This is a genomic window from Chryseobacterium sp. YR221 (assembly GCF_900176315.1).
Classification (GTDB): domain Bacteria; phylum Bacteroidota; class Bacteroidia; order Flavobacteriales; family Weeksellaceae; genus Chryseobacterium; species Chryseobacterium rhizosphaerae.
Genome location: NZ_FWXM01000007.1, coordinates 203,143 through 216,519, shown reverse-complemented (window position 1 = coordinate 216,519; position 13,377 = coordinate 203,143). Strand labels below are relative to the sequence as shown.

General features: G+C 37.3%; 8 protein-coding genes. 3 read left to right on the top strand and 5 right to left on the bottom strand.

What is annotated here, in order from left to right:
• The first annotated feature begins 501 nt into the window (after window positions 1-501).
• Window positions 502-1,518 (top strand): alpha/beta hydrolase, encoded by a 1,017-nt coding sequence (locus B8967_RS19720; protein ID WP_084087414.1) that lies wholly within the window; start codon window positions 502-504, stop codon window positions 1,516-1,518.
• Between the two features lie 343 nt (window positions 1,519-1,861).
• On the top strand, window positions 1,862-2,650 hold the full coding sequence (locus B8967_RS19715) for a PhzF family phenazine biosynthesis protein (RefSeq protein ID WP_084087412.1): 789 nt from the start codon (window positions 1,862-1,864) through the stop codon (window positions 2,648-2,650).
• 137 nt (window positions 2,651-2,787) lie between these two features.
• Here the strand turns inward: B8967_RS19715 and B8967_RS19710 are convergent, their stop codons facing one another.
• Window positions 2,788-3,006 carry a DUF4287 domain-containing protein gene (locus B8967_RS19710; RefSeq protein WP_047486426.1) on the bottom strand — a complete coding sequence of 73 codons (219 nt, stop codon included), beginning with the start codon at window positions 3,004-3,006 and terminating at the stop codon, window positions 2,788-2,790.
• Between the two features lie 46 nt (window positions 3,007-3,052).
• Window positions 3,053-3,997, bottom strand: a complete 945-nt coding sequence (locus B8967_RS19705) for a pentapeptide repeat-containing protein (protein ID WP_084087411.1) — start codon at window positions 3,995-3,997, stop codon at window positions 3,053-3,055.
• A gap of 427 nt (window positions 3,998-4,424) precedes the next feature.
• Between B8967_RS19705 and B8967_RS19700 the strand changes: the two genes are divergently transcribed.
• On the top strand, window positions 4,425-6,827 hold the full coding sequence (locus B8967_RS19700; RefSeq protein WP_084087409.1) for a hypothetical protein: 2,403 nt from the start codon (window positions 4,425-4,427) through the stop codon (window positions 6,825-6,827).
• A gap of 132 nt (window positions 6,828-6,959) precedes the next feature.
• Here B8967_RS19700 and B8967_RS19695 read toward each other — a convergent pair whose 3' ends face one another.
• The 3 genes from B8967_RS19695 to B8967_RS19685 form a co-directional block, all read right to left on the bottom strand.
• Window positions 6,960-7,394, bottom strand: a complete 435-nt coding sequence (locus tag B8967_RS19695; RefSeq protein ID WP_084087407.1) for a bleomycin resistance protein — start codon at window positions 7,392-7,394, stop codon at window positions 6,960-6,962.
• 1,276 nt (window positions 7,395-8,670) lie between these two features.
• Window positions 8,671-12,153, bottom strand: a complete 3,483-nt coding sequence (locus B8967_RS19690) for an RCC1 domain-containing protein (RefSeq protein WP_084087406.1) — start codon at window positions 12,151-12,153, stop codon at window positions 8,671-8,673.
• 19 nt (window positions 12,154-12,172) lie between these two features.
• Window positions 12,173-13,351 (bottom strand): right-handed parallel beta-helix repeat-containing protein, encoded by a 1,179-nt coding sequence (locus B8967_RS19685; RefSeq protein ID WP_143330560.1) that lies wholly within the window; start codon window positions 13,349-13,351, stop codon window positions 12,173-12,175.
• Between the last annotated feature and the right edge of the window lie 26 nt (window positions 13,352-13,377).

Below are 13,377 nucleotides of genomic sequence, written 5' to 3'. Positions count from 1 at the left end.
TTGGGATTTTATGCTTTTCTTTTAGCACTTTCTTCACAGTAGATAAATATTAAAATTTTCAAATTGTTTATAAATAGTTGTTTCTTCTAAGAAAGAGCATCCGAGAATTTTCTATATTATTCACCATAATATTGATAAAATGTTAAATAATTCGTACATTAGATTTATAAAAAACTAAATCCATTGTAAAAACATCAAAAACAAACATTATTAATTCCATTTTCGGAAACCATAACCCACATACTGAAATACCAGAGGAGGTATTCACTATATTTCAGTCTCTATCCTCAATACTTATCAAAGAACGTAGAATCAAACCAAAGATTTTACAATTTGTTATATCAAAGAAATTAAATTCGTTTTTAAGAAACTTATATTAATTATTGTAAAAAAACTGAATATCAATACGGTATATTTTTTTTCTCAGTAAATATTACATCTACTTTTTCTCAACCTGTATCTGGAAAGTAAAAATTTGCATAATCTATAAATCAAAATATTATGAAAAAATTCTATTTAATCATTTGGCTTTGTATTATATTATGCTCTTGCAGCGCAAATAATATTCCCACCAGTACAAACCCCAATATACAGATCCCTCCCAACACCTCTGTAGCATTCGTAGATCTCAATGGCAATTTCTATCCTGAAAACTGGAATACACAAATAGGTCCTTATAAAAAAACGTCCTCTTTGTATCTAACTGCCAAAAAAAACAATATAGCTTATATTCTCACCAATTTTGAAACTAAAAAACTTGCAGAATATCATCAAAATGTTTTAAACAAAAAAAGAGTATTTATTTTCGTTCATGGCTACAATAATGATGCAGCAAAAACTAAACGAAATTATGACCTTTTACGCACAAAAATCAATCTAGACCCTATTCAGGATGAGATTATTGAATTCTATTGGGATGGATTGGTTTCAAAAGATCCAATTGGTTCTGCTAAAATATGGTTTTATGCGACTGGATACAGCCAAATGGCAGGAGAATTTGGTTTACGTAAAATCCTAAATGAAATACACAATAAAGATATTTTTATTATTTCTCATAGCCGAGGAGCATCAGTCGTTTTAAGTTCTCTAAGTAACCCACCTTATAATGATGACTTTAGAAGAGACACGGAAAAACTTGGTATAGCTGTTGATAATAAGATTCCTCTTTCTGAAAATACCAATCGTATCGTATGTATCATGCTTGCCCCTGCTATTGGGGAAATTGATTTTACAAAACAATCCGATAACGAAGCCTACAGAACCTTCAGCTCCCAACTAAAAAACATTCATATTACTATTAATAAAGACGATATCGTTTTAAAAAAATTCGTAGGACTCCAAAGGAAATTGAATCCCACCACTTTAGGGTACGATAAAAAAGCGTACAATAATTTAAAATCTACCTATAATTTTTTTACCGTTGATAATTTTGATGGACAAAACAGTCATAGTTTTGACGTGTATATTAATAATCCAAAATTTCAACAAATGGTTGAAACCTACATAAAAAACAGGTAAACATAGCATTAGCCCTAATACAGTAGCAAAAATAATTTTCACTATCGCAAGAAATTGGGATAAATATACTCCTGTAAAAATCGCAAGACCGACATTTGAAGATTTCACTCTTCCATGTCGGTTTTTATTTTAAAACCACTGTTATACTGATAAATACATTAAATAATACGATTTATTGTGGGTTTTTGAGACCTCTTCCTGTATGATCCAAGTCGTTATAATACTATAAATCTTATCATAAATCATGTAAAATACAGCCAAAATATCTCACAAGAATACCATTCAACCCAAGGTCAGTCCGGGAAATAAATTACCTTTGTTACGGACAGAAATTTTATCAATCATGAAGTTAGAATTATATCAAATAGATGCGTTTACAGATGAGATTTTCCATGGAAATCCTGCATGTGTTGTTCCTTTACAGCATTGGCTACCCGATGAGACTCTCTTACAAATAGCCCGTGAAAATGCGGTGGCAGAAACCGCTTTTTTTATTGATAGTGGTGATACCATTCACCTGAGATGGTTTACTCCTGAAATAGAGATGGATTTATGCGGGCATGCTACCCTTGCTACGGCTCATTGTTTGGCTTCCATCTTAGACTATCAGAACAGCAGAATTGTTTTTGAAACCAAAAGCGGAGAATTAACCGTGGATGTAAAGGACGGATTTTATTATATGGATTTCCCGTCAAGAATGCCTGAAGCATCCACTCTTCCGGATGCTATAGCCCAATCTCTGAATATACAGCCTAAGGAAGTCTTCCAATCAAGAGACTATGTTCTGGTATACGAGTCTGAAGAAGACATCAAAAAAATAAAAATTGAAAGATCTGTTTTTGACCTCATCAATCTGGATCCGGGAGGTGTTGTGGTGACAGCGGCAGGTACTGACAGTGATTTTGTCTCAAGATATTTTACCCCACAGTCGTCAATTCTTGAAGATCCCGTAACGGGCTCTGCACACTGCTCCCTTATTCCGTTTTGGTCATCAAGATTGGGGAAAGACAAGCTTTTCGCCCGCCAGCTATCAGAAAGAGGCGGCCAGCTCTATTGTGAAAATAAAAATGAAAGAGTGATTGTGGCAGGTAAAGCCAGAACCTATTCTACAGGACATCTATGGATAGAATAGTATTGTTTTGATTAAGGTGAACAACTCAATTTTATAAAAAAGTAATCTGAAAATAATCCTTTCAGGTTCATCAACTACAATAGGCACTTATTTAGGAAAATAGGTGCCTATTATTGTAAGGGTATAAAAGTTTATTTTTATTCACGCTTTCCGTTAATATAGGCATACATAGCAGTAGCATGCCCATGCCCTAATTCGAAATCCTCTTTTAACCAATTGATTATTTCTGTTGCTTTTACTCCCTTTTTTAGTTTCCCTTCTTCGGTAAATCCTTTGTCAGCAGCTAAATTTTCAAAATCAGAACGGGACTTTCCGGTTTTTTCTTCAATGTTTTTAATGTAAGTTTGAAATGACATAATATTTTATTTTTTGGTTTACTCTTTATCTCTAATTATTAAGTGTCTATACTTTTGTTACATTCGGTAAATCTACCCCAGCTCCTTTGAGGGCCGCATAGGTTAATTTATCCATGATTGCCCCATCAAAATCAATACTTTTAAGGGTTTTATAATATCTGTTGGTAAGGGCAAATGTTGATCGGAAAGAAACACTTTTTAATGCAGCACCTTTAAAAGAAACCCCTTTTAAACAGGCATTATCGAATTTTACATTAATGAAAAGCTGTCTATCAAGACACAGCCCGCTCATATCTGAAGAACTAAAATCTACCCCGTCAAATTCGCAGTTTTCAAAAATGGTTTTTCTCAGATCACCGCTCACCATCTTTACATCAATTAAGTTGATATCGGTAAATCTTGCGTGAGTAAGATCAGATGAGGAAAACTCTGTTCGGACTAAAACAGCTTTGTTAAAGTTTGTTCCAGAGAGATTATTATTAGATAACACACAATCTGTAAGATCCGCACCTTCAAAATTACCATCACTCACATCACTGTTCTTAAAAGAACTGCCTGTTAAATCTGCTTCGGAAAAATCTACTCCTTTCAGATCACTTCCCCAAAATTTTCTCTCCGGAGCGTTTACTCCAGCAAAATCTGTCCCTACAAAAGCTCCTCCGCTAAAATTAGTGAGTAATGGTTCACTTACAGAAATTGAAGGGGCCATCTCTGCATTATTTTTTTGCCCAGTTTGGTCAGTGTTATTAGCCCTATTTTTAATGGCCAACTCTTCCTTTTGAGCGGGTGCATTCTCTGAAAAATAGTTAAGGTCTAAATTAAAAATTTCAGAGAGACGGTTAATGGTAATAAAATCAGGTACTGATTCTCCACGCTCCCATTTTCCAACCGCCTGCGGACTGATAAATAAAAGTTGTGCAAGCTGCGCCTGGGACATTCTGTTTTCCTTTCGTGCCTGAACGATTTTATCGCCTAGTTTCTTTATATCCATATTCTTGTATTTTTAGTCTTTTTGACAGGACAAAGATAGCTCCAGGTTTATCCATATCTATCAGGATTATAGATACTCTTAGTTGTAATTACACTACTTGCAGTTGTATTTGACAACGTACAGTAGTATTGAATAAGACAAGGTAGATATTCATCATTTACCATGATAAAATTGCTCCACCATACAATCTGAGGAATAATATTAATCCCTGTTTTATTAATGACAATTATTGTATCTAATTACTTCTTATCCTCATCAAAACGTCTCACAATTTTTATCGAAAATAGATAAAAAACATTAAAAAAATTTCATATCTATTTTTTTACAGCAATAATTTATTGAGCATTACAAAATAACCCCTAAATATCAATTTTCGAAGTCTTTAAATGATTAAATTAGCATTGAATTAAAATGCGTTAAGATTTCTATGAAAAATATATTCTGTGTATTGCTTATTTCACTAGTATCACCTGTACTGGCACAAAGGCAATTAGAAAAGGCAATTACCAATCTCGAGAATAATTACGAACAGGAAAAAGTTTATATACTGACGGACAAATCACAATATGCAGCTGGGGACAAGATCTGGTTCAAAAGTTTTGTATTTGAGGGCTATAACCGTTCTGCATTGTCTACTACTCTATTTGTGGAGCTGTACAATTCCGATAAGAAATTGATAGACTGGAAAACGGTACTTCTGACCAATGGCGAGGGCAGCGGAGATTTTCAACTGAAAGAGAACCTTCCGGAGCAAGTCTATTTTGTAAGAGCATACACCCCTTACATGACTAATTTTAGTGAAGATTTTCAGATTGTGAAAACGCTTCCGGTTTATAACCCAACCTCCACAGAATCATTAGTGATTGCCAAAGGTTCCGATTGGTCTGCTAAAGCCTTTCCGGAAGGAGGAACTTTCATTAATGGTATGCCTACGAAATTTGCCGTAAGGGTATCAAGTGATACTCCTCTACTGGGCACGTGGACCGGAAAAGTAATAGATACCCAAAGTCCCAATGCACCCATCACGACCTTTACCTCTTTTGATAAAAATGTTGCTTCTTTTAGCATAACTCCAGCGTTAGGAAAAAAATACCAGGTTATCGTTCAGGATCACACCGGAAAAAGTAAAACGGTAGATCTGCCACAAGTTACAGATATGGGTGTTCATCTGGAAGTTTACAACTCTAAAGAAGGAATTAAATACACCCTAAAAGGAGTTAATTTAAAACAGAAACTTCAAAACTATAAAATTGTAGGAACCATCAATAACCACCTTGCTTACAAAGCCAATATTAACCAATTGATCAATGAAGCTTCCAGTCTTATTCCCGCAAAAATCAATAATGAAGCCAACGGTATTTTACAGTTAGCCATTTTTGATGAGCAAGATCATCTGGTAGCCCAAAGACTTTGCTTTGTAAAGCCGAATAGTTTACATATTGAGAAAGCCGAAATTATAGCTCAGAATATAAAACAAACGCCAAGATCTTTCAACAGTATTGACCTTTCCCCGGAATCGTATTTTAAAAATTATACTGTTTTGGTAAGTGAGGATGACGGTACCCAGGCTCCGGAAGAAGAAAATATGCTGAGCAGGCTTTGGTTAACGGGAGATTTTACTTCAAAAATAGACAGTCCGGCCCAATATTTTTCTAAAAATGCCAATACTGAAGCTTTGGATGCACTACTTATTTCTGAAAACTGGAAAAGATTTGACTGGAATTCTGTACTGAGCGGATTTGTACCAGCCATTAAAACCAATTCCCAGCAATTTCTTTCTTACAGGATAAAACCTATTAAAAACAATGCCCTGCTCATCAACTCCAGTGTAATTTTAGCTTTGAAATTAGGTAAAAATGAACCCACGCTTACCCCGTCTAAAACAGACCAAAACGGATATATCTATTTAGATAATCTTAACTATTCTGAACCTTTGAATGTTTCTGTTCTTGCAACTTCAGAAAATAATCAGGAATCAAGCACTGACAATCTATTTGTCACCGTAGAACCACTGGTTACTCCCACACCGTTTAAAGGCAATTTTCCAGGTACAAAATATACCTTAGTAAAAACCAGCGGAAACAAAACTCTTCCTCCATCTATTACCAAGGCCATCAACAACCAGAAAAACAGCAGAAAAAACGGGAGTTCTGATGTACAGATTGAAGAAGTAAAATTAACAGGAAAAAAGAAAGATCCAACGGTAGAATTAAACAGTCAACTGTCTAGCGGAATGTTTAATTCCCTGAATTCTACGATATTCGACTTTGTCAACGAAGACCAACATGCCGCAGGATCAACCGATATATTATCTTGGCTACAAGGGAGGGCTGCCGGCCTGGTATTCCAAAGAAATAACTTAGGCGAGAATGTTCCCTACATCCGGGGCAGTAAAGCTCAGCTCTATTTAGATGAAATGGCTACTGAACCGGGCATGATTATGAATGTTCCTATAAGCAATATTGCCATGGTGAAAATAATCAAAGGATCCGGATTAGTGGGTAATGCAGTATTGATCTACACGATGAGAGGGAATATGAAACCGAAAAGCAATGAAAAAGAAGCGCAAAAAAACAACTCATCTGTCATAAAAGGCTATGATCGGCCTTCGGAATTTCTTATTGAAACCCTGGATACCGATGATCCTGAAAAGAAAATTGAAAATGACACCCGGGAAACACTCTACTGGAATCCTAATTTATTTGACAGCGAATATGTACCACCGAGAATTAAATTTTTCAATAACGACACTGCAAAACAATATAAGGTACTGATCATCAGTTTTGATGAAGACGACCATATTCTTTATCAGAATGAAGTTTTTAAATAATAGATTTCTTTACAAAAGCCTTTCAGTTCGTCTGAAAGGCTTTTGTATTTTTTAATCCAATCATGTCCGATGTTTTTCTCTGTAAACGGCATACTGAAGCTTTTTAAAACGCAAAGATGAGATGTAACCGGTTTATTGACTTACTTCCCGTTCTCCGAGATATTGCTGGAATCTCAAAAGATATCCGTCAGAATCCTGTATAAGGAGCTCCTTAACACCTTCTTCCATCGTATTTATTCTGTACCATATTTCTTTCGGTTCTCTAAAATAAGCCAACTTATTCGTTTCAATTTTATTAATAATATCATCCAGACAGCTCACTTCAATCTGAAAATTAATACCCCGACCTCTGGGAAAAACAAGCTGGTCAGTCAACCATGAATCGGAACTGTCCTGCTCAAGCATAAGCTGAGCGCCCTCATATGAAATCAGTGCAAAACAGTCTTCCTCCCTTTCATATTCCAATGTAAATCCCAATTGTTCCATATAAAACTTCTTAGAATTGCCAATATCGGTCACTAATAATTCAGGAATTAACCTGTTAAATTTTATAGTATCTGTATTCATAGCTAGTGAATAGTTTTTGAGCTGGTTTATCTCAAAATGTCCTGAATCAAAGATAAAAACTTTATGAGAAAGGGGTTAAAATAAAAGCTGCATGATACAATAATGCGGCAGCAACGGTAAAATGGAAAGCTGCTTTAAAAAAAACGCAAAGAAAAAATTCAAGCCTTTGAGTTATAAGGATGCAAAGAAGGCGACAATGCCGCTGATGAAGGTGTATGCTTATCCATAAGCTTCGACGAATCAACAAAGTTGATTCCAACCTTTGCTCCCTGAAAATATGCATAATGAAGCTAAAGCTTTGCGTTAGAAAAACACCTCATCAGTGCATTATTTTTTGATTAGAAAGATTAACGCAAAGTTGATGAATAATTCCGCTTTAGTTTAAGTGGGCAAAGTGATGCGACTCTGTCGCTGATGAAGCGATATGGCTATGCATACGCTTAGAAAGAATCAAGGAAGTTGATTCCACCTTTGCTCTCTGAAAATATGTATAATGAAGCTTTGCGTTAGAAAAACACCTCATCAGTGCATTATTTTTTGATTTGAAAGATTAACGCAAAGTTTATGGATAATTCCGCTTTAGTTTAAGTGAGCAAAGTGATGCGACTTTGTCGCTGATGAAGGTGTATGCTTCTCCATACGCTTCGACGAATCAACGAAGTTGATTCTATGCTTTGCTTTCTGAAACTCTGCATAATGAAGCTAAAGCTTTGCGTTATAAAAACACCTCATCAGTACATGATCTTTTTAATTAAAAAAATCCTTAAAGAATGTGATTTAGATAAAGATTTGTATAAGAAGTAGAATTGACATTTTTATAAAAATCTGTTTAAACTTTTACAGATTTCCAATTCTTCAAACACAATGAAATTCATACAATCTATTATTTGGAACACTTTAGATCACTTAAGAAAGGTGAGTCGCTTCCTGCATCAATAAGTACACTTTAGAAGAAAATCAAAGATTTTCATAAAACTTTAGTGTACTTGATATTCACAAAGCTGGAAACTTAAAAATAACTAAAGTGTTAAAAATATTCTGTGACTTTTAACTCCGTTGAAACAACATTCATCGACTGAAAGGAGATCATCTTCGATTTGTCATTAAAATAAAAAGTTTAAACTGAAATAAAAAACCGTACGAAAGGATTCGTTCGGCAGCGGTGATTTGTTTTTCTGTTCATTATAAATAAAAGCGCCACTTAAAAATAAGTGGCACTATTTTTAAAGATTTCAGGTCTAAAGAAATCTTAGTTTTTGTATTAAGGTTTTACTGCTTATCGCTTGATCACTTTCACCATTCTTACAAGGTCATGAGCAGCATTCACTTTAACCAGATAAACCCCTGATACGAGTCCGGAAACATCAATCGTTCCTTTCGTATCATTGATTACCTTCGTAAGCACCTGTTGTCCCGCAGCATTGTACACCGCTACCGACAGCATCTTCTGATCAAATGAAATGGTCAGGATATCCTGTACCGGATTTGGATAGACTTTCAGATGATCTGCCTTTGCTGAAACTTCATCTACCGCTAAACCAGCTTTAGCTAAAGTCGAAACTTTCTGAACAGTACCGCTACCTGTACCACAAGCAACAGGTATGAAGATTTTCTTTTGAACATAAGTACCATCTCCTAGCTGTCCCTTGAGATTATAGCCACTGATTGCCAGAGATCCTTTAGTATTTATCGCAAATGCATTATCAGCTCCGATGGCAATACTTTGCCAGTCAGTTGCAGTTCCTACTTGCATTGGTGTAGGTCTATCTATCTCTGTACCATCTCCTAACTGTCCCCAGCCATTATACCCCCAGCCCCACAATGTTCCATCTGTTTTTATGGCTATTGAAGAATTATATATACCAGTCTTCACACTTCGCCAGTTGGCTTCTGTTCCTACTTGGGTCGGAATATTCTTTCGGGTTGTAGTTCCATCACCTAATTGTCCCCTGTTATTATACCCCCAGCTCCATAATGTTCCATCTGTTTTTATGGCTATTGAATGATCATTTCCTGCAGTAACAGTTTTCCAATTCGTTGCAGTTCCTACTTGAATAGGGGAACTTACATCTATTCCGGTACCATCACCTAATTGTCCATAATAATTTTCTCCCCAGCTCCATAGCGTTCCGTTTGTTTTTATAGCAAGGGTATGAGATTGTCCGGAGGCGATACTTTGCCAGTCTGTTGCAGTTCCTATTTGCACAGGTATGTTTTTGCTAATGATTGTACCATCACCCAGCTGTCCCCTGTTATTATAGCCCCAGGCCCAAAGTGTCCCATCTGACTTTATAGCGAACGTCTGTTTTTCTCCCGTTGCAATATCCGCCCAGTCTGTGGCGGCTCCTACCTGCGTTGGAATATTTCTCGTGGTGGTAGTTCCATCACCTAACTGCCCTTTGTTATTCTCTCCCCAGGTCCATATTGTACCATTGGCTTTCATACCTATTGAAAAATTAGACCCGGCAACTATTTTTGTCCAATTATTTTCGGTCCCTATTTGTATTGGGGTTTTTCTAATGATCATAGTTCCGTCTCCCAGCTGTCCATCATAGTTATCTCCCCAGGCCCATAATGTTCCGTCTGTTTTGATCCCCATTGAGTAATCAACACCTCCACTTACACTTTGCCAACAGCCGGTTGCAGTGGTAGGAAGTGTCGTAAAGGAACCTCCCTGCATCCATGTAAAGGGGCTGAATCCACAATTAGATGCTACCCACCAATAGTAAGTGGTGTCAGGCAGTAAATTATTCAAATTTGCTGTTGTAGAAGTAGAAGGAACAGATCCTTGAATACCTCCCACTGTTGGGCTGGTACTATAAAGATACACATACCCTTGACCAGGAGTCACAGTAGCTGCTGTCCAGTTAAGAGTAGCCGTTTCAGCAGTAATATTGGTTGATGAAAATGGTGTTGGAGGAATACAATATCCAGGGCAAACCATAGAAATAAATGCATTTTTGTTAACTCTCGTACCGTCACCTAGCTGCCCACTATCATTTCGTCCACAAATTTTTAGAAAACCATCAAATTTTTGTACAAGAATATGACTTTCTCCGGCAAAAACCTGCATATTGTCTGAAGAGGAATCTACTTGTACAGGTGATGTACTATTTCCTCCAGTGGTACCATTACCCAACTGCCCAAAGTTATTGCTGCCCCAAGACCAAACTGTTCCGTCAGTCTTCGTTGCAAATGAAAAACCATTTCCAACTGCTACAGTTTGCCAGTTAGTTGCGGTTCCTATTTGTGTTTGGGTATATTTTGAAATTGTAGTTCCGTCTCCCAGCTGTCCATTATTGTTATTTCCCCAGGCCCATAACGTTCCGTCAGTTTTAAGCCCTACCGAATGTTGCATTCCTGTATCAATACTTTTCCAATTGGCAGCAGTTCCTATTTGTGTTGGGATATTTTTTGAAACCGAAGTTCCGTCTCCAAGTTGACCCGAGGTGTTAATTCCCCATCCCCAAAGCGTTCCATCGGTTTTTATCGCTAACGTCTGATGATTTCCAGCACGAATACTTTTCCAATTGGTGGCAGTTCCTATTTGTGTTGGGATATTTTTTGAAACTGTAGTTCCATCTCCCAGCTGCCCATTGTTGTTACGTCCCCAAGTCCAAAGTGTCCCATCAGTTTTGAGTCCTACTGAATGTTCAATTCCACCACCAAGACTTTGCCAGTTTGTTGCGGTTCCTATCTGAGTCGGAACTGTTTTGTCAATTACAGTTCCATCACCTAATTGCCCATATGCATTATCTCCCCATGCCCACATGGTACCATCTGTTTTAATGGCAAGGGTATGTCTATGGCCAACATAAATACTTTTCCAATCATTTGCGGTTCCTACTTTTACAGGAACAGATCTGGAAATTGTGGTTCCGTCCCCTATTTGTCCATCGCTATTAGCGCCCCATGCCCACAATGTTCCGTCTGTTTTGAGTCCTACCGAATAGTCTCCTCTTGTAATAAGGGTTTGCCAACAGCCTGTAAAAGCTGTGGTCTGTATATCAATAACATTTCTAAAAACAGGACCCCAAACACCCGTATTGTCTTTGACACGGACATTAAACACATGCAGGCCATTAGCAGGCAAAGCAATCCCGGCATCAGTCAGTTGCTCAAAAGAACCGTCAAAATTTGCATCGGCAGCCAATAAAGCGATTCCATTTCCCATGCCCGGATCAGTATCCCAAAAATACTCAGCCTGAGAAACAGCGATTATGGGAGAGGCTGAAGTTTGCTGAATATTAATGACATGGGTAAAAACAGGTCCCCAAAAGCCCATATTGTCCTTGATACGGACACTGAATGTATGCAATCCGCTACCCGGTGTGGCAACACCTGTTGTAGCGAGTTGTTCGATAACGCTGTCAAAAGTCCCATCGGCAGCCAATACGGGATTCCCATTTCCTGCTCCCGGATCTGTATCCCAAAAATACTCTGCCTGGGAAACAGCGATTATTGCCGAGGCCTGATTGGACTTAATATCAATAATGTTGGTAAAAACAGGTCCCCAAACTCCCGTATTGTCTTTGACACGGATATAAAATTTGTGTAAACCGGTCCCCGGCGTAGCAATGTCTGTTTTGGAAAGCTGTTCCACAACGTTGTCGAAAGTTCCGTCGGCAGCCCATACCGGAGTTCCGTTTCCTGTTCCCGGATCGATATCCCAAAAATATTCTGCCTGGTTGATCAATATTTGTGCCGGGCACAACATGACCATCAACAAAGCAATTATACTATAGATATAATTTTTCATATTGTTATATCATTAGAAATTATTTAGAAAAACCAGACCCACTCATATTAAAAGTTCCGCTGCTAATAGATCTTGGCGTTGACAGATAGTTTACCTGAGGTTTATTATCATTATTTGCAGGCCAGTAATTAGCCCAGCTGTTAGAACCTCCGTAATGCCCGGCATCGTTTCTTGTTAAGTCTAAATCGGTGTATTTTATACCAGGATTTCCGGCATTTACATTCATACCGGTTAGAGTATATGCTACATTGTCAATGTTCAGGTTCATTGATCCTGAATTGTCGCTTTGCGTCATATTACCTTCTGTTACAAAAGTATTGGTGAATACATTGTAGCTAGCTGTTATACTTACGCTAGTGCTTTTGTTTTGAATGCAAGCATTGGTGCCTCCTACCACAAAAGAAGCGGCATTGTTCATCATAAGAATATTCCCCAAATTGATATTATTACCTAAGTTAACGTACAACGGACCCATATCTGCGGGAGAAGGATTATAGATGGTGTTGTTGGTGATTTCGTTAGAGCTTCCCGGTTTAATATTATAGATATAAATACCGGCACAAAAATTATTGCTGAATTTAAAATTATAATTGGCCTGTGAGTTGGATATAAATGACTTAGATACATTACCATACACTTCAATATCAGATCCAATAGGACTGTTATCTTGTGTAGCTACCACAGCAATACTTTGTGCTTTGTTCGCTGTACATCTTCCGTGGGAAAACTTCAGGTTTCCACTAATCGTACAGCCGGAGATGTTTGTAGTGAAATTGACTTTGTCTGTCAAAACATTATGCAGATCACAGTTCACAATATTAATGAAAGTTCTTCCTGTACCTATTGGAAAAGTTGCCTCTACATTGTAAATGCCATAATAACCCGAACTCAGATTGCTGATGGTCACCGTTCTTCCTGTTGCCGGATTGATGCTGACATTTCCCTGAATTATATATTTGGCATAATTGGTTTCGGAAACAAGAGTCAGCGATTTGTTGATAATCAGATTTTCTACATAAGCCTCTCCATTCGCTTTAGGCTGAATGATGATACGATCTCCGTCTGAAGCCGCTGTGATTGCCGTACTTACGGTAGGATAAGCACCGCCTGCTCCCCCATTCCGAACATATAAATCAGCTGCAAAAGCCATAGTACACGATAAGCCTGTGAAGGCAATGATTAGTAGTTTCTTTGTCATAATAGTGTAAAAATTAATGAGTTTAA

What these genes read in the sequence shown, in the direction of transcription:
- B8967_RS19700 (WP_084087409.1), top strand. Translation starts at nt 4,425, where the DNA reads ATGAAAAATATATTCTGTGTATTGCTTATTTCACTAGTATCACCTGTA.
- B8967_RS19685 (WP_143330560.1), bottom strand. Translation starts at nt 13,351, where the DNA reads ATGACAAAGAAACTACTAATCATTGCCTTCACAGGCTTATCGTGTACT.
- B8967_RS19690 (WP_084087406.1), bottom strand. Translation starts at nt 12,153, where the DNA reads ATGAAAAATTATATCTATAGTATAATTGCTTTGTTGATGGTCATGTTG.
- B8967_RS19695 (WP_084087407.1), bottom strand. Translation starts at nt 7,394, where the DNA reads ATGAATACAGATACTATAAAATTTAACAGGTTAATTCCTGAATTATTA.
- B8967_RS19720 (WP_084087414.1), top strand. Translation starts at nt 502, where the DNA reads ATGAAAAAATTCTATTTAATCATTTGGCTTTGTATTATATTATGCTCT.
- B8967_RS19715 (WP_084087412.1), top strand. Translation starts at nt 1,862, where the DNA reads ATGAAGTTAGAATTATATCAAATAGATGCGTTTACAGATGAGATTTTC.
- B8967_RS19705 (WP_084087411.1), bottom strand. Translation starts at nt 3,997, where the DNA reads ATGGATATAAAGAAACTAGGCGATAAAATCGTTCAGGCACGAAAGGAA.
- B8967_RS19710 (WP_047486426.1), bottom strand. Translation starts at nt 3,006, where the DNA reads ATGTCATTTCAAACTTACATTAAAAACATTGAAGAAAAAACCGGAAAG.